Origin of the sequence: Flagellimonas sp., assembly GCF_965233845.1 — a bacterium.
In the GTDB taxonomy this organism is placed as follows: Bacteria; Bacteroidota; Bacteroidia; order Flavobacteriales; family Flavobacteriaceae; genus Flagellimonas.
In genome coordinates, this window is record NZ_OZ247584.1 from 1,351,273 (window position 1) to 1,373,814 (window position 22,542).

A 22,542-nucleotide genomic window follows, 5' to 3' on the forward strand; every position below is an offset into this window, starting at 1 on the left:
ATACCATAGCCGAAAAAAGTATATCAAACCTTTGACCGATATCATACACGATACCTTGTTGGCTAACAATCAAGAAGCACTTAACGACCAAAAACGATTGACCAAAGAACTCGCTCAAATCGGAGAGCAGATAAATAAATTGGAAAGAAGACTCGTTTTGCTGAACGAAATCACAAAGCCCCAATATGATTTTTTTATGCCTGAACTAAAAGCTAAACAAAGGGAATTGGAGATGAAATTGGAGAAAAGCGGGATAAATAGTTCAAACCTCAAAAAACCAATAAAAATGGCATTCAATTACGCTTGTAACTTACCGTATTTATGGAAGTTAGGGGATTTGGAAACAAAAAGGGCCATACAATATATGGTTTTCCCCGACGGGATTGGGTATGACTTCAAAAACAAAGCAGTTCAAACTTTTCTGGTTAATGAAATTTTTGGCGCAATCAGTTCGTTTTCAGGTAATTTGAAGGAAATAAAAAACGGGAATTTCCACTCGATTTGTGAAAAATACCGTTTAGTGACCTTACAGGTCGTTCAAACCTTTTCTCTTTTTAAAGATAATAAGAGCCCTCTTGGAACCGTTAACTTTTAGCGGGTAAATGTAATAACCGTATTTATTGAAAAGAAAATCTTAAATCTTAGACAATGGTTTTGAAAAACAAAAAAGCGTGTTGTACCTCCTATTTAGCAGCATTACAAACCTTTGTGACCAACAATAAGAACACTTCAACCCTATGTTTTAGATTGCTTCTCAAAATTTTAAGGGCTTTGACCATCTGCTTTTCTACTGTATTTACGGAAACCTTCTGGAATTCCGAAATCTCATTGTACGTTAGCCCTTCAAGCTTGTTCAACACAAAAGTTTCCTTACATCTTGGGGGTAACTTTTCAATTTCCCTCTTTAAAATTTGGTATAATCCTTCAACTTCGGGTTCTTCCTTTGTTTCGTAGAATTTTTCAACCCCTTCAATATATTTCTTTTCCAAAACTGTCGTTGCGGTGTCCTTTCGGTACTGATCTACAAACTCATTGTAAACGGATCTGTAGAGGTAATTTTTCAGCGAAAGACCAGACTGTAGTTTCTTTCTGTTTTTCCACAACCTAATGATTACATTTTGAACAATGTCTTCAGATTTAACTCTATCCCTACAAAGATTGGTGGCATAATTGCACAATTCAACATAATAAGTTTCAAAGAGATAGTTGTAAGCTTTAATATTACCCTTTTTAAGTAAATCAATTACTTTCTTATCACTTAAAAACATAAGGTTGAGGGAAATTTATTTTCATATTCGCAACAAAACTAATTTTTTTTTTTCAATTTATGGTGGTGGCCTCCTTTTCGTTTCGTTATATATAAAAATGAATAGCGAAAATTTTGAATAATTCAACTTATATATGGCTCACAAAGTTCCTTAACAAAGAGGCTAACATAGACGATTTAAGGTCTCTGGAGCTTTGGATAAATAACCCTGACAATGAATTTGAATTCAATGAATTCATTAAAGCGAATGCAATTGCAAATGATTTAATGGGAGATTACGATCTTGAAAAAGCTAAAAAGGTTTTCCTCAAAAACGTTCGGGGAGAGCGTATCAAAAACTTCCCGTTCCACAAAGTCGCAGCTGCGGTTGTGGTGGCAGGGCTGTTCCTCTCGATGGTTTTTATTTACAATGATTGGGGTTCTCCATCTGAGGAAGTTGTGGGCATCGAAAAGTCAAACCCTGTCAATAACATGCTCCCCGGGAGTGATAAAGCTATATTGACACTGGAAGATGGGTCCAGTGTGGCTTTGGAAAACGATGTTGATTTTAACAGTGATAAGGTTGACAGTGATGGCAAAACATTGAAATATAAAAATACCTCTGGTGAAAGCAGTACACAGGAAATTGCGTTCCATACCCTTACGGTACCACGCAGTGGGCAATTTAATGTGGAATTGTCCGATGGTACGATTGTTTGGCTCAATTCAGAAACACAAATCGTATATCCAGTAAAGTTTGAGGTAAATAATCCACGTTCCCTTACATTGAAGTATGGGGAGATTTATCTTGATGTCAGTTCCGCTGAAAATCATGATGGATCACCATTTTATGTTGAAAATCAGTATCAAACCATTGAAGTTTTGGGTACGGAGTTCAATGTAAAGGCCTATGGGGATGGAGCTAACATAAAAACTACCTTGGTTGAAGGGAAGATAAAACTGAAAGCTTCGGATAAGAACCACATTCTCTTGCCCAATCAACAATTCAGTATGAACAAAAAGAAAGGGACTTATACCATTGCAACGGTGGATGTATATGATGACATAGCCTGGAAAGATGGGATTTTTTCATTCAAGGATGAATCCTTGGAAGAAATCATCCGTGTCTTATCAAAATGGTATGATTTTAACGTGGAATATCGTGGAGATATTGATACCAGTGAAATGTTTGTTGGTGTTATGAGGAAAAATCAAGATTTATCCGAAATCATGGAAAACTTTAAAAATTTTGGAATCATTAAAGCTTATAAAATTGAAAAAAATAGACTCGTCTTAGAATAAAAAAGGAGCGATCAAAAACATTTGGCAGTGTAATTTCCGCTCCTTGTATGCGCATTAATTAATTAATAACTAATACCAAACAAATTTATGAAATTAAATCTGAAAAGGTTCGCTTGTACACATTTAAAGCGAATCTTACTAAACAGCATGAAGATTCTGGTTTTTCTCATGAGCACCATGGCATTTTGTTTGTCACCTAACGATACATTTGCCCAAGAAACCATTTATTTGGAAAAAAATCAGGAATTAACACCAGGCCAAGTATTTGACATTCTAAAAAAGAAGACGGATTATAACTTTGTATATCCGAGAAAACTATTTTTAAATTCACCCAGGATCAAAGTAGAAGAAGGTGAGATCAAAATATCGGACCTTTTGGACAAAGTCTTGTCACCGAATGGACTCAACTTTAAAATCACAAATGGCCATACTGTTTTACTGGTAAAAGACACCGATCCTTCCAATAACGAGAACAACATCCCACAAGGGTTTCAGGTGGCCGGTACGGTCTCTGATGAATCTGGAGTCCCCCTGCCTGGAGCCAACATCGTTGAAAAAGGAGAACAAAATGGTGTCCAAACAGACTTTGATGGCAAATTTATATTGACTGTTCAAGACCAAAACGCAGTTTTGGTGGTTTCTTACATCGGTTTTGAAACCCAAGAAATTCCAGTTCAAGGGAACAATAGTATTACCGTAAGTCTTAAGGAAAGTTCATCCCAACTTGATGAAGTTGTCGTTGTAGGTTATGGAACCATATCAAAGCAAGCTGTAACCGGTGCCGTGGCAGAGGCAGATTTGGAAACTTATAACAGAGTGCCAGTGAACAATATAATAGAAACTGTTAAGGGTACGTTGCCTGGATTGAACGTTGAAGGGATTAATAGTGCTGGAGCTGTAGCAGATATAACTATAAGAGGCCAAAACTCTATTAGTGCCAGTAATAGCCCTTTAATTGTTGTGGATGGGATAATATATAACGGATCATTAGGAGATATCAGGCCAGATGATATTGAAAATTTAACAGTTTTAAAGGATGCCAGTGCAGCGGCGGTATATGGGGCAAGATCGGCAAATGGCGTTATTTTGATTGAAACTAAAAAAGGAGGTGGTATCAATGGGAAGCCGCGTTTTAATTTAAAATTGGTGAATAGTATATCCAATCAATTAGAGCCCAATCCCGTCTATACGGATGGATGGTTTCAGAATATCCTCGATATTCGGGAAGCTCAGGGTTTAGATGCCGATCCTAATCTGATCAGAAGTTATTTAACCGAAGAGGAGCAAAAAAATTATGATGCAACCCCCGATCATCAATTTTCTATTCCAGATCCCAATGATATTGGCATAAGGGATGGATTCATGAGAACTGTAGACTTCAGTGTGTCCAACTCTACAGAAAAATCAAACTATTTTATTTCACTTGGACTTACGGATCAAGAAGGTGTGGTTCTTAATGATGACTTCAGACAATATACAGCTAGGATAAATCATAGTTCCAATCTCACTGACTGGTTAAATCTTTCGGTTTTGGCTTCTGCTAGTTTGAGGGATTTTTCAGGCTCTGAGCCATCTTTATCCAGTGTAACTCGCTTAAGTCCATATGCAAGCTTGTACGACGAAAATGGTAACCTTCTAAGGTTTTCACAAACCACGACATCCACTAGTAACCCTCTCTATGCAATAGCCTCGGAACATTCAAGGCTTTCCAATAGTTTGAATGGTGCCATTAAATTAAGATTTGATGTGCCCTGGGTAGAAGGGTTGACATATACTACAACGTATTCCAACAACTTTCGGTGGAACAAGAATAGAACTTTCTATGGTGAGTTTACCTCACGTGGCGATGATAATGATGGTTTTGGGGATAGATCCTATTCTGACAATTACTACAGGTTGTTTGACAACTTAATAACATTCAAACGTCTATTTGCCCAGAAACATGCTTTTGATCTCACACTACTGTATTCCGTAGAGCAAACAGACTGGGAAGATGAGGAATTAATCGCAAGTGGGTTCGATAATTATGCTTTGGGTTCCTATGGCTTGGCCAATGGAACTAATCAAGCTGTAGAAACTGGAGGTGGCGAGAGTGCCGCTATCGGTCAGATGGCCCGTTTAAATTATTCCTATGATAATAGGTATAGTTTTACGGGTACTGTTCGTCGTGATGGCTATTCTGCATTCAGTGAAAACAACAAATGGGGGGTATTTTCTTCTCTTGGAGCTAACTGGAATATCACCAATGAAAATTTTATGGCCGATTCCAAGCTGTTTAATACACTTTCCCTATCGGCATCTTATGGAAGCGTAGGTAACAGATCAATAGATCCTTACGCTACTCTGGCTAGGATTTCAACAGGAAAGGTCATTTTTGGAGATAGTAATGATTATGCTGTTACACAAGGGATAAGTAGCCTGGCCAATAATTCATTGGGATGGGAAAAAACAACCGGCTTAAATTTAGGATTGGACTTTGGTATATTGAATAATCGTATTTCTGGAAGATTGGATTATTATAATACAACAACAACAGATTTGATTTTTGAATTGCCCGTGCCAAGAGCTACGGGCGCAGAACAAGAACGCCTTCCAAATGACCTTGGCGAGTTGGCGACAGTATTGGATAATATAGGCGAAATAAAAAATCATGGATTTGAATTGTCTCTAAATACCCAAAACATTGTAACCCCCAATTTTAATTGGACATCAAATATAGCCTTTTCATTAAACCGAAATAAAATAGAGACCCTCTTAGGTGACGATAATGATGGGGACGGGAAAGAGGACGACCTTCCGCAATCTAGTCTATTTATAGGTGAAAGTCTTGGTACAATATACGATACAAGGGTTATTGGTATGTGGCAGGAGAATGATACGGATATCATGGACGGTTTAAGACCAGGGGATTATATGATTGAAGACCTTGATGGGGATGGTCAAATAACCTCCGATGTCGACCGTCAGATTATCGGAAATACCAATCCCAATTTCCGTTGGAGTTTTACGAACACATTTAATTACAAGAATTTTTCTTTGTTGCTGTATGCCTATTCTGTTTGGGGAGGAAATAATTGGTACTTATCAGGAGAAAATGATCCTCATTTAGACTTCGGTACTAACAGAACAGATATCAACCATCCAATATATGACTATTGGACTCCAACCAATACCAATGCGGAATTTCCTAGGCCCGACTATAGTAATGCGGCTTACAGAAGTAAAAGATATTACGATCGAAGTTTTATAAAACTTCAGAAGGTAGCGTTGAGCTATGATTTATCTAGCGTGGTAAATCGCATGGGTATTGAAGGGTTCGTTTTAACCCTTAGTGCGGATAATCTTTTTGTATATGCGCCCCATTGGGATGGATTGGACCCAGAAACGGAACAAGGATTGACCAATGATGCTAGACCATCTATTCGAAATTTTCAACTATCCTTATCGCTAAACTTCTAAATATAATACAATGAAAAAATTAAAATATATAAGTACGTTATTGATGGTGTTCTTTATGTCAGTGGCGTGCAGTGAGGATGAATTTTTAAAAGAAGAACCAAAGGATTTTTTCAGTCCAAGTAATGCTTTTGTTTCAGAAGAGGGTTTTATTTCTGCAATAGCCGATATATACCTTGATAATAGAGATTTTTATTATAGTCCAGGAGATAATATTGCAAATTTTGCACTACTTGGAATAGATGCAGACCTAACGTGGGTTAGGCAAGATGCGGCAGGGGTCTACACAAACGATTATTTTCAATGGAACACCTTCAATGCAGATGCAGATTTTACAGCTAAGTGGTATGGCATATTTTATTTACAGATTTTTAAGGCCAACACCATCATTGGTAGAATCGATGACATTTCTTGGGAATCTGAGGAAGATCGTAATGCCATCGAGGCAGAGGCAAGGTTTTTGAGAGCCTATTATTACAGATTTCTTGCCAATATGTGGGGAGGTGTACCACTAGTTTTGGAAGAGACGACTCAGCCTAAGTTCGATTACGTTAGGGATACGCGCGAAAATGTATATCTGCAGTGTAAACAAGATTTGGAATACGCCGTACAACATATGTACACTGTGGATCAGGTTCCTGCGGGAAGGGCACCACGCGCAGCAGCGTACCACATATTGTCAGAAGTTAATATTCAACTTGGCGATTATCAAGGCGCTATAGATGCTGCTTCGGCCGTTATCGATAATGGCAACTTTGCTTTGATGATGGATAGGTTTGGACTTTTTTCAGATTTTGAATGGAGAGGTTATGACTATACTGGTCCTCCTGAACCTTGGGGTGATGTGTATTGGGATCTGTTCCGTAAGGGTAACTTTAACAGATCTTCTGGAAATACCGAAACTATATGGAATGTGCAGTATGAATTTGATGTTGTAGGAGGGGTCACAGAAGGTAGAACCGAAGGTAATTTTACTTTAGAAAGATGGGTTGGAGGAAGAGTTTATTGGAGTGGTGGCTGGGCACGAGATTTAAATGGAATACGTAATGTGTACAAGGACACTCTGATGGGTAGATCTTTAGGATTGGGTGGTGCTACCGATTATTTGGAAAATCAAGTATGGAATTTTAAAGGTGATTTTGATAATGATATAAGAAATTCTAAATACAATATTCAACGTACTTATTATTGGAATAACCCTGAAAGTGAATTTTTTGGAATGCCCTTGTCTGAAGATACCTATGACCCAACTTTGCTTGAGAGGTTCAGAGGCGGTAGGATGAGTCAGCCGTCATTTAAGAAAAATGTAGAAGTTTTACACGAACCATATAAATTACAAGATGGAGAGAATAATACCGATGGACGAATTTATAAAGATTGGTATATTATTAGATTGGCAGAGACTTATTTGTTAAGGGCAGAGGCCTATTTTCGCAATGGCAATAATAATTTGGCCGCAGCCGATATCAACGCCATTAGAAATAGGGCACAGGCCACTCCGGTAACGGTGGGCGAGGTAAATCTGGATCTTATTCTTGATGAAAGGGCCCGTGAACTGCATTTTGAAGAATATCGATTGAATACCTTATTGCGAACCGGTAAATTGGCCGAATATCTCAGACAATATCATTCTGCCACCCTCGAATATGGATATTCAATTGATGATCGTGTTAATTTAATGCCTATTCCAAATAGTGAGATTCTAGCAAATAAGGATGCTGTTTTGGAACAAAATCCTGGATACTAGACCACAGTTCATTTTAAACTTAATACCGTGGCAATTTGCCACGGTATTCTTACAGTGGTCATAGTACATGACTTCTGATTCCAAATCTTTGTGCAAGGGTTCTGGCCAGCAGACTTGGGGTTTGGAGTTTGGTACCGCAAATTGAACAAACCAAATTTTTTTTAAAAGACCGTAAAATGTCAAAAACTTTCTCAAGAACGCTAGTTCTAATATTCATCCTATTTTCATTTCTAAAAAGCTACTCTCAGGGATCGGGCATTACCAATGCTTCGACTTTTGGTTTTTCACCGGATGCCACTGGAATAGAGAATGTAAAATCGCTTCAAGCAGCCTTGAATCAAGGGGGCAATATTATTGTGAGCAAACCAGGCACCTACAAAGTGGCGGGTACGTCTTACATTGGAAGCAATACCTCAATCGAATTTGCAAAAGGGGTCATCCTTCAGAAAGTGAATGAAGAAGGGACCTTTTCCCATGTATTACTGAACAAAGGTGCTCTAACACGAACTTGGGATGAAAATATTGCTGTGAAAGGGCTTCACATTCAAGTGAACGGCGTGGTGAAACGCTACGATAAGATATTTGGGTTGAGGGGACAGTTGGCTTTTTTCTATGTGAAAGATTTGCGAATTGAAGGTTTTAGATGTTATGACATTGAGGGAGTTCAATTTAGCATTCATGTCTGCACTTTCGAAGATTTACTGATTGATGATACGATTCTTGTCGGAGATAAAGATGGTATCCATCTTGGTAGGGGAAACCGATTTAGAATTTCAAATGCCACATTCAAAACCCTTGATGACGCACTCGCGCTCAATGCCCATGACTATGCTACATCCAATCCCGAAGTTGGATGGATTGAAAACGGGGTTATCGAGAATTGTCATGATCTGAGTTTGGAAGGCCAACCTTTGGTGGGTTATTTCTGCAGGATTCTGGCGGGTGGCTGGATAGATTGGGAAGAAGGACTAGAATTACAAAATGCAGATGCGGTTGTTACCGGAGGCCGGATTTACCGGGTGGACGGAATAGGATCGGACGGCAAGCCCCTGAAAAAAACATGGGTCACCAAGACAAGACCAACCCACAAAGAAGGAACCGTCGAGCTGGACGGCATCAAGTGGGTGATGATGCAGGACGATGTACAGTACACGGCAGGTGTGAGGAACGTGGTGTTCAGGGACATCTTTCTGGAAAAACCACGACAGACATTTTCCATTCACTTCGATAACAGCAGCTGGAGTCGTTCGTACTACCCTGGCGCAGAAATCCCAGAACAGAAACAACTGCTATTCGACAATGTCAGGGTGTTGCATGATGGAGACAAACCTTTCATTAAGGTAAACACCCCCGTGGATGTATTTACAGTTACCAATAGTAGTTTAAGGAATACAGGTATTCTTTTCCATGGCAAGGAGGGCTATGTTCCCGACTATGGTAAGACACAGGTAAATTTTTATGGCAATATTCTTAACAAAGAGGGAGAGATGGTCTTGGTTGAAAACAAAATTCCAGGGAAAGAGATTGTACTGAAGACAGCGAATAATATTGAAATATCTGACGACTTTAAAGCATTGGTTGACAAGGGAGAAGGCAAATTCAAGATTGAGTCAGATTTAACGGGATTAAAAAAATGAAACCTCTGAAATTTTTTGTTATTCTTTGCTTTGCCATTTTCACAATTCACGGTTTTGCACAGGATAAACCTCTAAACCTCAACAAACCTGAAAGGGAAACCTGGTTCACTGAGCTGGGGTTCGGGATGTTCATTCATTGGAGTATGGATGTGCAACTTGGTATGGTGATTAGCCATAGTATGGTAGGTGCGTCAGATAACTATTTGGATAGATATGTGAATCTGCTTCCGAAAACCTTCAATCCCTACCAGTTTGATGCCTCTCAATGGGCCAAAGCGGCCAAGCTGGCAGGAATGAAATACGTGGTTTTCACTACCAAACACCATAATGGATTTTGCATGTTTGATACCAAAACAACCGATTTTGATATCATGAACACCCCTTATGGAAAAGATATTACCAAACAGGTTGTGGATGCTTTTCGGGCAGAAGGATTGGCTGTTGGGTTCTATTATTCTCCTGATGATTTCTATTTCTTGTATGAACAAGGCAGACTGATTTCAAGAGATCGACCGGAAGCGCTCGCCTCAGGTAATAAAGCATTGAATAAGTATGTGAAGAAACAGATGGAAGAGCTAATGACCAACTACGGTAAGATTGATATCATTTTTCTGGATGGCAGGGAACAATATGCTAAGACCGAATTGGCCAAAGTTTGCTGGAAAATTGATCCTGATGTAGTGGTCACCCGGGGAGCTATGGAAACACCGGAGCAATTTACCCCTGATCAGCCATTACCAGCACCATGGGAAGCTAATTACACATTCGGGGATCAGTGGCAATACAGGCCATCCAATGAAAATTACAAGACAGCCAATGACTGTATCAGCAAGCTAATTGACATCAGAGCCAAAGGAGGAAATTTCCTGCTAAACTTTGGTCCAGATGAGAAAGGCAGGTTTCCACAGGAACAGGCTGCAGGATTGAATGAACTGTCACTTTGGATGTTCATCAATCAAGAAGCCTTTGTTGATACAGAGCCACTGGATATCGTAAGAGAGGATAACATTTGGTTTCTAAAAAAGAAAGGGGAGCATACGGTCTATGCCTTTCTGGTAGAGGAGTCATGGCCATTCGGAGAGCGAAAAATCAGAACCATTAACTCGCTAATGGCAGGTAACAATGCCAAAATCTCTGTGCTGGGACAGAACAGTATAGTGCTTGAATATAATCCTGATACAGACCCTATGCCAACGGTCAAAAATACAAAGGTAGGACTTGAAATATCGGTGATGCGTTCCCACAGGATTTATAATGATCGCAAATGGCCAAATCCACTTGTGGTGAAGCTAGAGGATGTATCATACAAACAATCACCTGATAAGTAACATGAAAATAAAAACCATAAGTGTTCTTTTTGCTGTCATCATCCTTCTAACTTTTGGATGTCAACAGGCTTCATATGTCAAGGCTCCATTTTCTGAATTGGACACGTTGGCTGTAAATGATTGGTGGAACCGTCCTGCTAATCCAATCATTAACCTTAAGGTTGAAAGGAAAGACGTCATTGCCTTTGGTATCTACACAGTTTCTGACGGGACGTTGAAGCTTAGTGCCCAGTTGTATCCGCTTTATCCCGAGGAGACGAGAGAGGTACGCCTTGAAATTCTAAAGGGCGACCAATGGAAGGAAATTCAAAAGCAAAAGGTTACGGAGCTAGGCTGGTCAGCCTTGTTTAGAGTTGAGAAGTGGGACCAGTCTGTTGATGTAACGTATCGCTTGCTCCATGGACAGGAAGCAAGGTATAAAGGGTTAATTAGAAAAGATCCCTCAGACAAGGACGAAATATCCATGGCGGCTCTTTCGTGCAATAGCCGTAAGGATAGAGGAGACAGAGAAAATTATGTGAGAAACATTAATCATCAAGATCCTGATTTGATATTTTTTGCTGGGGATCAGTCGTATGATCATAAGGAGCATACCGCCGCATGGCTTAAGTTTGGCATGCAATTCAGGGAGGTGTTTAGAAACCGTCCTTGTATCACAATACCTGATGACCACGATATTGGACAGCCTAATCTCTGGGGTGAGGGCGGCAAAAAGGCTCTTAGCAACAAGGGTGATGATGGGGGGTATTTTTATCATCCGGAATATGTGAAAATGGTTGAAAGATGTCAGACTTCACATTTACCTGACCCCTATGACCCAACTCCTGTGGAACAAGGAATAGGGGTTTATTATACCAGTTTTTTATTTGGAGGTTTGGATTTGGCCGTTATAGAGGATCGAAAATTCAAGTCAGGACCTAACGGCAAGATCCCACAAATTGGTCCAAGACCAGATCACATAAGAGATCCCAATTATGATCCATCGTCTGTTGATTTGGATGGATTGGAACTGCTGGGGAATCGTCAAGAACAGTTTTTAAATGATTGGGCTGATACAAATCCGAATTCTATAAAGGTAGTGCTGTCGCAGACAGGTTTTTGTGGAGGTGCACATGTGCACGGCAACCCTGAAAATAGACTGCATGCTGATATGGATTCAAATGGTTGGCCCCAAAAAGGAAGAAATCGTGCTCTCAGAGCAATCAAAAAAGCAAAAGCTGTTCATATTGCCGGTGACCAGCATCTGGCTACGGTTGTTCAGCATGGTATTGACGATTATGGGGATGGCCCGTGGGCTTTCGTGGTGCCTGCTATTGTCAATGACATATACAGTAGATGGTGGTGGCCTGAGGATGCAAAAGGAGGGAAGAATTCGAATGACGTTCTCCCTTGGACGGGTCAGTATCTTGACGGATTTAACAATAAAATTACTATGCATGCTTATGCTAATCCGGAGACTCGCTCCAACGGAGAAGGATATGGTCTCATAAAATTCAATAAGACTAACCGTACAGTAACGTTCGAATGCTGGCCAAGGTTTGAAGACGTGACTAAAGAAGAAGCAAAACAGTTTACGGGTTGGCCTATAACGACCCAGCTATGAATCCAATTTTAGAACAACATATGCGAATTACAATTAAATACTATATGTCATTTGTCTCATTGAGCTTTTTATTTGCTTGCTCCAATATTGAAAATGACCCACTAGGTGATAGGATAAACCTAACAACTGATAAGCTGGAAAATGTCCTTGTTTTAAGCAGTCCAGATTCAAATGGTAAGCCAACTCGAGAAATAATTCTCCCCGAATATGAAAAGTTTGTTCATGTAGCAGCTGACTCCACCCATTTTCGATGGATTGGCGCAAGTAACAGAATGTTTCCATGGGTTGGAAAGAAGGATCTAACTTCTATTTTTGAACCAAAAGACCCACTTCCTCCCAGAATTTCACATCCGAATCGACGTGCATTAACTATGCTTTTTCAACTAACTAATGGTAACTACCTTACGCTTCTCCCATTGTCAGGAGATGCAAGTGTAAGTTGGTTGGAAATCACTGAAGATGGCAGACTAGTTCTAGATTATGGAACACTTGGCACACAAGCTGTTCCTTCAGATTCAAAAGTTCCATTGCTGGCTTGGTATGAATCAGAAAGTATGTACGAATCGCTATTCAAAACCTGGGAACTCGCATTGACTCATCAAAATCAGTTTGCCAGTGCATCGTTGAGAAATACAAAAGAATACCCCGAACCCCTGGAGTATTTGGGTTGGTGCACTTGGGAACAATATAAAAAGACAATCAATGAAGAGATTCTGGTCAACGCAATAGATAATATTGAAGAATCAGGGGTTCCAGTTAGGTGGTATTTGATTGACGATGGCCATCAAAATGATAAGGGTAACAAGCTCCTTTCTTATGAGCCCAATCCTGAGAAATTCCCAAACGGATGGAATCCAATTACTTCCAGAAAATCAGAAGAAGGAATTAAGTGGATGGGAATCTGGCATGGTTTCCTATCACATTGGAATGGAGTTCATGTGGATCACAGCATGCCCGAATTGTCACCTTACCTTATGCCAAACCCTAAGCGAGAAGATGGGCTGCTTCCTAAAGATGACATGGAGTCCAGTCGAGCCTTTTATGACTACATGATCAGTGCCATTGATGGACAGGGCTTTGATTTTATGAAAACGGACAATGTTTCAAGATCCACCATCGAGTACTATGGATCGGCAAACCCGGCCAAGTCTCAAATGCAAAATGTACTGGCATTGGAGGAGGCCTGTTTGGAGCAGGGTTTTGGCCTTATGAATTGTAGTGCGCAGAATACAATAGATATGCTTAATGCAAAAAGTAGTGCAACAATGCGAACGAGCCCCGATTACATCAAGCACGATCTGGCCACTTCAAAATCACAAATCCTGCAATCGGTGTTTAACGTGCTGTGGTTAGGTCAAACCCTCTGGCCGGATCATGACATGTTTCATTCCTCGGATACTGAAGTAGGTGAGACCATGGCCGTGACCAAAGCCTTGTCAGGCGGACCCATTTATCTTTCTGATGACCCTAAAGAATTTAATCCTTCGGTTATTGAACCGCTTTGCTATGAAGATGGAAAACTCATCAGGCCTGAAGCTCCGGGAGTGCCAATGCCCAGTTCCATTTTCAATGATGCCCTGTATGAAAACGGTGAAGTTTATAAGACGATAGCGCCACTAAAAAATGGAGCTTGCGCAATTGCGGCTTACAACCTAAGCACAACGGCTAAAAATCCCTTGAAGGGAAAAGTGACAAAAGCGGATTACGAGCAGGGTGGAGCCATGATTCAACCTTATTCTGGACGTTGGAAACGTCTAGAAGAGGGACTCATTATTTTCGATTGGCAGGAGCAAAAAGGTCAGGTTTTGGATAGCAAGGGACTGGATTTTGAGATTGCTGGCTTTGGTCACAAATTGTATTTACTAATTCCCATAAAAGAAGGTTGGTCATTGATCGGGAGAGGGGAGAAGTATCTAAGCCCATCCACTGTTGATATTCTGTCAATAACCGAGGACGAATTGACTTTCGAAATGGAGGAGCCCGGAAACATTATTTTGTATTCAACAAAGGGTAATCTGGAATCTGATCACTTTGATTTCACCAGTATTGGCAATGGCTTTTTTTGGGGTTCAATAAAGAGAGTCAATACTCCTGTTTACTTTAAAATAGAACGGAATGATTGAATTTTTGATAAGAATCACTTTTGGACTATCTGTATTGGCCTCATGTACATTCCTCTCTGAAACGCCTATTCCTAGGAAAGATGGAGGGGATTATATTAAACCTGAAAATATCTGGATTTTTCTTATGACAGGTCAATCCAACATGGCTGGAAGGGGAACAATGGAATCTCAGGATTTGGTCACGAATAAGCGTATTATAACACTAGATAGTGGTGGTGAATGGATTGTAGCTAAAGAGCCACTGCATTTCTACGAGCCTTCAGGAGCCGGTTTGGATTGCGGCATAAGCTTCGCACAGGAGTTGCTAAAAAACATACCGGACAGCATCACCATCGGCATGGTGCCTTGCGCTGTTGGAGGTAGTTCAGTCTTCAATTGGCTAAATGATTCAGAACACCGAGGAGTCAAGCTTCTTTCCAATTTTAAAAACAAAGTAGTGTTATCAAAGGCCAAAGGAACCATAAAGGGAATTCTTTGGCACCAGGGTGAAAGCAATGCCAAGCCTACTGACATTCCTGTTTATAAAGATTCTTTGGTTGCATTGTTTGATGAATTTAGAAATAAAATTGGTGATGAAGAATTGCCTATCCTAATGGGGGAGTTGGGGCGTTTTGCCGAGCCAGTAGAAAAGGCAGGATACTTCAGCGAGATCAATCTCATTTTAGCAGGGATAGCAGAGGAAGAAGAACATTGTTATTTAATTTCTTCTGAAGGCTTGGGGCACAAAGGGGATAACCTTCATTTCAATTCTGCTGCTCAGCGCGAACTGGGAAGAAGGTATGCCATAACCTATTTAGAAAAGTTTTTGAACAAAAAGAGATGATTAAAAAGAACTTGTTACTTCTACTTTCTATAAGTACTCTGATACTCGCTTGTAACTCAATAGGTGATAAAGGACTTGTTAAAAACCCCAATGTCGTTTTGATTATAGCAGATGACTTGGGTTATGGGGATTTATCGTGCTATGGGCAAACCAAACTGCAGACCTCCAATATTGACCGATTAGCCACAGATGGTATTCGATTTACAGATCATTATGCAGGCAACACCGTCTGTTCACCATCCCGTGCAGTGTTGATGACAGGTCAATCTCCAATGACTGTTCACCTTACAGGAAATATCCCATACCAAGAAGATAAAACGGCTCTTGATACAGGCATCCTTATTCTCCCTGGGTTATTCAAAAAAGCCGGTTATGCAACGGGAGCATTCGGTAAATGGGGATTAGGTATTACTTCCAATCAAGGAGCTGAAAATCCAATGACTCATGGATTTGATCATTTCACGGGATGGAAAAGTCAAAGGATTGCCCATACCTATTACCCAAAATCCATTGTAAAGGATGGCAAGGAAATCCCTTTGGAGTCAGGTACTTATGTGCATGACCTGATTATGGAAGACGCATTCGAATTTATAAGTACCAGTGCCGAAAATGAACAACCTTTCTTTTGTTACATTCCAACTGCCATACCCCATGCCGCCATGCATGCTCCCCAAGATTTACATGAAAAATGGATGGAGCGGTTTCCAGAATTTAACGATAAGGTTGGCAAGTACGATGCTGGGCCAGGAGAAGTGTGTCCAAGTGTTCAAAATCCTATTGCTGGGTTTGGTGCGATGATGGAACACTTAGATAATCAGGTCGGAGAGTTGTTGAATATGTTGGATTCACTAGGAATTGATGAAAATACCCTCATCATGTTTTCCAGTGATAATGGACCTCATCACGAGGGTGGACATGATCCAATTTTTTGGAATTCAAATGGTTCCTTAAAAGGAGGGAAGCGGGATTTATATGAGGGAGGGATTCGCGTCCCCTTTCTTGCTAGGTGGCCGAAAAAAATAAAACCTGGTAGTTTATCAAACCATCCAAGTGCTTTTTGGGACATAATGCCAACAATATCAGATATTATAGGCATTGAGACACCTCCTCAGAGTGATGGCATTTCTTTCTTACCAACCTTATTGGGTAAAGGGAAACAACAGAAACATGATTACCTATACTGGGAATACCGCGAAAGAGTAGAACAGTTTTTGAGGATCAAAGCAATAAGAAAAAGAGATTGGAAAGCTGTTGTTAAATTTCCAAAATCTGAAGGAGAACAAAGTGAGCCTAGAGATATGGAATTGTATAATTTGAAGGACGATCTAGGAGAAGAAAATAATGTGGCTGGGGCGCATCCTGACATTGTAAATGAATTTTATTCCTTTCTCAACTCTGACCAAATAAGCTCCAAAAAGTCAAATAATTGATAAAAAAAGTGAAAATGAAAGGAAGAATTCAATTAATAAGAGCCCTGACAATTTGCAGCATACTACTTATATCATGCAAGAATAATCGCGATGGAGGTAACAGTAAAAGTAGACCCAATATTATCCTGATTATGGGAGATGATCATGGCTATGAGGAGACAGGGTACAACGGACACCCTTTTATTAAGACACCTGTGCTTGATGAAATGGCTGAACATGGATTGGTGCTGGATAGGTTCTATTCTGCCCATCCATCTTGTTCACCGACCAGGGGCAGCGTGATCACCGGAAGACATCCCAACAGGTACGGCACATTAAGTGCGGGCTATTCCATTCGTCCAGAGGAGATTTCCATTGCACAATTGCTGAAGAAGGCAGGCTATTCGACTGGTCATTTCGGTAAGTGGCATTTGGGTCCTGTAAAAGAAGAATCCCCCACTAACCCGGGTGCGATGGGTTTTGATACCTGGGTTTCACATGACAACTTTTTCGAATTGAACCCAGTGCTCTCCAGGAATGGAGGGGAACCGGAAAAATTTGAAGGAGAAGGTTCCAAAGTAATCGTGGATGAAACCATTTCATTCATTGAAAAAAGTGATGAAAATCCATTTTTTGCCGTGATTTGGTTTGCCTCGCCTCACGAGCCATATGAAGGACTCCCAGAGGATTTGGCGCTTTACGATGATCTGCCAGACAGCTTAAGCCAAAAGCATTTCAGCCTAACCTCTATGAAGACAGGTCGCAGGGTTACTAGACCTCAAGACTCTGTACTGCGGGAGCGTTATGCGGAGATTACGGCAATGGATCGGGCCATTGGCCAATTGAGGGATTATTTGTCGTCTAATGAGTTAAAGGACAATACCTTAATCTGGTATTGTGGTGATAATGGTATCCCTCCGAGTGGCATTCAATATTCTAAACTCCATAGTCTTAAAGGAACAATCTACGAGGGAGGGACAAAGGTTCCCGGAATAATTGAATGGCCGTCGGTAATTGATAAGAAAACGGTCTCTAATGTCAATGCCGTGACTTCTGACATGCTCCCCACACTTTGTGAGTTAGTTGGAGTTCCTTTGCCAAATCGACCAATCGACGGGGTTAGTCTGGTTCCTCTGCTAAAAGGGAAAATGGATAGACGTAATGAGCCCGTATGTTTTTGGATCTTTGATAGAAACCACATGGATAAGTCTAACCCATACATTGAAGAACATTTGCAAATGGGCAATACGCCACTGGTGAAATTAATGGGAGGATCCTACTTCCGTTCTTTCGAAAACTATAGGCTTAATGAGGTTCTTGATCAAGATTATAGTGGGGATCGATCCATTATTGATGGAGATAACAAATTGATCATAAAAGATTCAGATGAAGGCACAAAAAAGGAACTCTTCAATATATCTTCTGATCCTGGAGAAAGAATGAATATAATTTCATCTCATCCCGAAATAGCAAAAAAGTTGGAGCAGCAATTGGTCGATTGGCAACAATCGGTACTCCAGAGTTTATCAGAAAAAGATTATAACTGAAGTAACTAATAATCCATGGAAAAAGAATGTTAACACAATGAATTATCCATTAAACGTACTATTTGCCACTTTTCTCTGGTTGTTTAACCAAGTAACCTTTTCTCAGCTCAGTGTCATAAAAGAAAGTCAAACCATGGGGATAATTAGAGCAGGTGTTGTAAAATGGAATCTGGAGCCTTCGAACATTTATTGTCCATAATGCTGATGATGGAATGGTCCCGGTAGAAAACAGCCTTAAGTTAACCAGCACATGAAAGAAGAAAAGTGTTTCTGTAGAGCTTATATGCACCCTAAAGGGGGACATGGGTTTAGACTGGCATTGAATAAACCAAGGTTAAATAATTGGTCGAATCTGATGATAGAGTGGTTGAATGATTTGTACAAGGATTAACTGAATACTTGCAATGAAAAAAAGAGATTAATATTATGAAACTGACTAAACAATTCATTTTTAAGTCAAAAATACTGATTCTAGGAGCCTTTTTAGCTGCATGTCAGTCAGAAGTAGCATCTCAAAAAAATCAATTGTGGTATGATGAACCCGCCTCTGAGTGGTTTGAGGCACTGCCTTTGGGTAATGGACGACTCGGAGCGATGGTCTTCGGTGGTGTCTCGGAGGATCATCTCCAGCTTAACGAAGAAAGTCTTTGGGCTGGAATGCCTGAAAATCCTTATCCAGGGGAAGTGGGGAAACATTATGCCACGTTTCAGCAATTAAATCTTGATGGTCAATATGAAGAAGCTTATACCTATGCCATGGAGCATATGGCTATTTCACCTACATCGATTCGATCATATGAACCTCTTGGTGACTTGTTTGTTCAGTTTGATCATAAGGTAGTTCCGGAAGCGTACAGGAGATTTTTGGACATCGAGAAGGGTATTAACTCAACCGAATACACCATAGATGATAAGCAATTCCTTAGAGAGTCGTTCATTTCTTCTGAGCACGATGTGATCGTGTACCACTTTGAAAGTCTTGACAATGAAAAGATTTCATGCAGGGTTCGCTTCAATCGGGAAAAGGACATCGCTATCAATTCTTTGAGCAATAATATCTTGGAAATTGACGGTCAAATTTTTGATGATCCAGTGGGGTACGATGATAACAAAGGTGGATCCGGGCAAGGAGGCTACCACATGAAGTTTAACAGCCATCTTAGCTTTTCCAACCATGACGGCAAGGTTTCTATAGATAACAGTGTGTTGATCATTGATGGAGCCACCGAATTCACATTGGTTCTGAGCGCTGCCACCGATTACAATCTTGAAAAGATGAATTTTGACAGGAGCATCGACGCAAAGGAAATTTCACTTCGCAAGCTTAAGAAAGTCCAGGAAGTACCGTACGATCAGCTTAAAAGCAATCACATTGCCACACATAGCGAGATATTCAATCGGGTTGAGCTGGAAATTGATGGAGCTTTCCTAGATAGTCTGACTATCGACGAGCGAATAGGTAGATTAAAAGAGGGAAATGAAGATCCAGGTCTTGTAAGCCTGTTTTTTCAATATGGTAGATATCTTATGATGTCCAGTGGGATGCAGCAGGCAGTATTACCAGCCAACCTACAAGGAATTTGGAATGAGGATATGTGGGCACCCTGGGAGTCGGATTTCCATTTGAATATCAACCTGCAAATGAACTACTGGCCAGTAGAAGTTTGCAACCTCTCCGAATCGGTGGTTCCACTTACCAACTACATGGAAGGTTTAGTGGAGAGAGGTAGGGTAACCGCTAAAAAGTATATAGGTTCTGATGGCTGGATGGTGCATCATTCTACCAATCCGTTTGGACGTGTGACACCAAGTGGGTCGACAGAAACATCCCAGGTGGTCAATGGTTATAGCTATCCACTTGCTGGAGCTTGGATGTCCCTAACTATCTGGAGGCATTATCAATTTACAAAGGACCTGAATTATCTTCAGGAAAAAGCCTACCCAATGATTAAGGGTGCATCGCAGTTTATATTGGATTTTCTAAAAGGGAATGAAAAAGGAGAGCTGGTCACAGCACCATCGTATTCTCCTGAGAATACATACATCGATCCTAAAACTGGCAAAAGGCAGCTGAACACAACTGCTGCTACAATGGATATTCAGATCATTAGGGATGTTTTTCAAGCGTGCTTGGAATCTGAAGAAGCCTTGGGCTTTAACCAACTGACCCCAGCCATACAAGTGGCCTTGACCAAGTTGCCAGACACGAAAATTGGTTCAAATGGAACCATTCAGGAGTGGTATAAAGACTATGAAGAGGTAGAACTTGGGCACAGGCATATTTCCCACTTATACGGATTGTATCCGTCTTCTCAGATTTCTAAGGAGACACCAGAACTCTTTGCTGCTGCAGAGAGAACCATTGAGCGACGGCTTTCGCAGGGCGGTGGTCAGACTGGATGGAGCCGAGCTTGGATCGTTAATTTTTATGCTCGTCTCAGAAATGGAGATAAGTGTTTGGAGCATTTGAATGCGCTTATTGGAGATCAACTGGAATCCAATCTTTTTGATTTACATCCTCCAAGAATATTTCAAATTGACGGAAATTTTGGTGGAACGGCAGGAGTCGCTGAAATGCTGATTCAGTCCCACGAATCCGGTAAGGTTTCTTTACTGCCAGCACTTCCATCATCATGGAAAAATGGAAAAGTGAAAGGATTAAAAGCTAGAAGAAATTTTGAATTTGATTTTGAATGGAAAGAGGGTAAGGTCACTTATGTAAAGATTTCCTCACCTTCGGGAGGAGAGGTAGAAATGCTATCTGGAGAGGAAAGTCTTGTAATCAATCTTCAGGCAGGTGAGGCAAAAACAGTGGAATTTAAGTGATTGGCATGGGGTTGAAAATTATTTCTATAGTGTTCATCGTATTTGTTAGCTCTTGTGGCATTAATATAAAACATGAAACAAAAGCCAATATAATCATTATAAATGTTGATGATTTGGGGTGGAAAGATGTCGGTTTTATGGGTAGTGAATACTACGAGACACCCAATATTGATAAGTTATCTACTTCTGGAATGATTTTTACTAATGGATATGCTGCCTCAGCAAATTGTGCCCCAAGTAGAGCTTGTTTGATGACTGGAAAATGGACACCTCGTCATGGGATTTATACAGTTGGGTCCTCCGAAAGGGGTGATTCAAAACGCCGAAAACTTGTTCCTACTGTAAATGCCAAAACATTGGCAAAACATCATGAAACCATGGCACGGACATTAAGAAGCAATGGCTATAAAACCTGCCATGCAGGAAAATGGCATTTAGGCGATAATCCTTTAGAATATGGTTTTGATGTAAATATTGGGGGAAGCCATATAGGCCATCCAAAAAGTTATTATCCGCCCTATGAAAATATTGAAATTGATGAGGGTGGATATTTAACCGATTTGATAATGGAAAAAACCATTGGATTCATTGATACAGTATCATCCCCGTTTTTCCTTTATTATGCGCCATATGCGGTGCATACGCCAATTACCCCGGTAGAGAGGTTGATGGAAAAGTACAATCAAAAAGCAGGGGCAAATGGTCAGGATAATGCAGAATATGCAACTATGATCGAGAACCTTGATAGCAATATTGGACTGTTGATCTCCAAACTTCAGGAAAAAGGAATCATGGACAACACCTTGATTGTCTTTACTTCGGATAATGGTGGGTTGTATGGAATAACGAAACAGAAACCTTTGCGAGCCGGTAAGGGCAGCTACTATGAAGGAGGTATCCGAGAGCCCTTTTTCTTTGTGCTAAAGGATAGAATAAAAGCCAATTCGATAAGCAAGATACCTATCACCAACCTAGATATATTTCCGACAGTTTTAGGGTATGCAGGCGTTGACAATGCTGATTTGAAACTTGACGGTGAAAATCTTTCTTCAGTTTTAGAAGGTAAAGTTGAGGAATTGACTCGGCCTCTTTTTTGGCATTTCCCTATCTATCTACAGGCGTATCATCCGGCTGATAACGAAAATCGTGATTCCCTATTCAGAACGCGTCCGGGCTCCGTAATTAGATACGGAGACTGGAAACTGCACTACTATTTTGAAAATGATAATGTAGAACTCTATAACCTGGCACAAGACATTGGAGAAAGGAAAAATCTTGCATTAAAAGAATCAGAAAAAAAGGATGAAATGTTGAAATATCTAAAAGATTGGTGGAAGGAAACAAGTGCACCGATTCCCACGAAATTGAATCCTGAATTTGAAAATTAATGATTCGTATATGCGAAGGACTAATTTACCCATTCGAGGTGCTTTATCAGTTATATCCGGTAAAGCAAACATATTACTTTCCTTAAACCGGGTTGAAATACAGTTAT

At 40.4% G+C, this 22,542-nt stretch carries 14 protein-coding genes; 13 read left to right on the forward strand and 1 reads right to left on the reverse strand.

Translation table 11 applies throughout. The features are described 5' to 3' along the window. The first annotated feature begins 58 nt into the window (after positions 1 to 58). Complete coding sequence (locus tag ACO6S0_RS05975; protein WP_422351086.1) at positions 59 to 595, forward strand: hypothetical protein; 537 nt, start codon at positions 59 to 61, stop codon at positions 593 to 595. An 88-nt stretch (positions 596 to 683) separates the two neighbouring features. Here ACO6S0_RS05975 and ACO6S0_RS05980 read toward each other — a convergent pair whose 3' ends face one another. Continuing rightward, the gene (locus ACO6S0_RS05980; protein ID WP_422351087.1) at positions 684 to 1,268 is read right to left on the reverse strand and encodes an RNA polymerase sigma factor; all 585 of its coding nucleotides are present in this window, start codon (positions 1,266 to 1,268) and stop codon (positions 684 to 686) included. Between the two features lie 113 nt (positions 1,269 to 1,381). Here ACO6S0_RS05980 and ACO6S0_RS05985 point away from each other — a divergent pair, with 113 nt between their 5' ends. From ACO6S0_RS05985 to ACO6S0_RS06040, 12 genes are all read left to right on the forward strand, one after another. Then, the gene (locus tag ACO6S0_RS05985; RefSeq protein WP_422351088.1) at positions 1,382 to 2,548 is read left to right on the forward strand and encodes a FecR family protein; all 1,167 of its coding nucleotides are present in this window, start codon (positions 1,382 to 1,384) and stop codon (positions 2,546 to 2,548) included. A gap of 147 nt (positions 2,549 to 2,695) precedes the next feature. Next, on the forward strand, positions 2,696 to 6,007 hold the full coding sequence (locus ACO6S0_RS05990; protein WP_422351089.1) for a SusC/RagA family TonB-linked outer membrane protein: 3,312 nt from the start codon (positions 2,696 to 2,698) through the stop codon (positions 6,005 to 6,007). A gap of 10 nt (positions 6,008 to 6,017) precedes the next feature. Then, entirely contained in the window at positions 6,018 to 7,751 is a 1,734-nt protein-coding gene (locus ACO6S0_RS05995) for a RagB/SusD family nutrient uptake outer membrane protein (protein ID WP_422351090.1), read from the forward strand. Positions 7,752 to 7,927: 176 nt separating this feature from the next. Next, positions 7,928 to 9,388: a hypothetical protein gene (locus tag ACO6S0_RS06000; protein ID WP_422351091.1), complete on the forward strand. Its 1,461-nt coding sequence runs from the start codon at positions 7,928 to 7,930 to the stop codon at positions 9,386 to 9,388. After that, positions 9,385 to 10,716, forward strand: coding sequence for an alpha-L-fucosidase (locus ACO6S0_RS06005; RefSeq protein WP_422351092.1), 1,332 nt, complete (start codon positions 9,385 to 9,387; stop codon positions 10,714 to 10,716). The genes ACO6S0_RS06000 and ACO6S0_RS06005 overlap by 4 nt, the downstream gene beginning before the upstream one ends. A 1-nt stretch (position 10,717) precedes the next feature. Continuing rightward, positions 10,718 to 12,319 (forward strand): alkaline phosphatase D family protein, encoded by a 1,602-nt coding sequence (locus tag ACO6S0_RS06010; protein WP_422351093.1) that lies wholly within the window; start codon positions 10,718 to 10,720, stop codon positions 12,317 to 12,319. A gap of 371 nt (positions 12,320 to 12,690) precedes the next feature. Continuing rightward, on the forward strand, positions 12,691 to 14,442 hold the full coding sequence (locus ACO6S0_RS06015) for a Sip1-related alpha-galactosidase (protein WP_422351094.1): 1,752 nt from the start codon (positions 12,691 to 12,693) through the stop codon (positions 14,440 to 14,442). Continuing rightward, a complete protein-coding gene (locus tag ACO6S0_RS06020) occupies positions 14,435 to 15,265 on the forward strand; it encodes a sialate O-acetylesterase (protein WP_422351095.1) in 831 nt (276 codons plus the stop codon). Before ACO6S0_RS06015 ends, ACO6S0_RS06020 begins: the two co-directional genes overlap by 8 nt. Further along, complete coding sequence (locus ACO6S0_RS06025; RefSeq protein ID WP_422351096.1) at positions 15,262 to 16,695, forward strand: arylsulfatase; 1,434 nt, start codon at positions 15,262 to 15,264, stop codon at positions 16,693 to 16,695. Before ACO6S0_RS06020 ends, ACO6S0_RS06025 begins: the two co-directional genes overlap by 4 nt. Positions 16,696 to 16,709: 14 nt before the next feature. After that, positions 16,710 to 18,221, forward strand: coding sequence for a sulfatase (locus tag ACO6S0_RS06030; RefSeq protein ID WP_422351097.1), 1,512 nt, complete (start codon positions 16,710 to 16,712; stop codon positions 18,219 to 18,221). Between the two features lie 426 nt (positions 18,222 to 18,647). Next, a complete protein-coding gene (locus ACO6S0_RS06035) occupies positions 18,648 to 21,047 on the forward strand; it encodes a glycoside hydrolase family 95 protein (protein WP_422351098.1) in 2,400 nt (799 codons plus the stop codon). 5 nt (positions 21,048 to 21,052) lie between these two features. Next, complete coding sequence (locus ACO6S0_RS06040) at positions 21,053 to 22,435, forward strand: sulfatase (protein ID WP_422351099.1); 1,383 nt, start codon at positions 21,053 to 21,055, stop codon at positions 22,433 to 22,435. Positions 22,436 to 22,542: the final 107 nt, after the last annotated feature.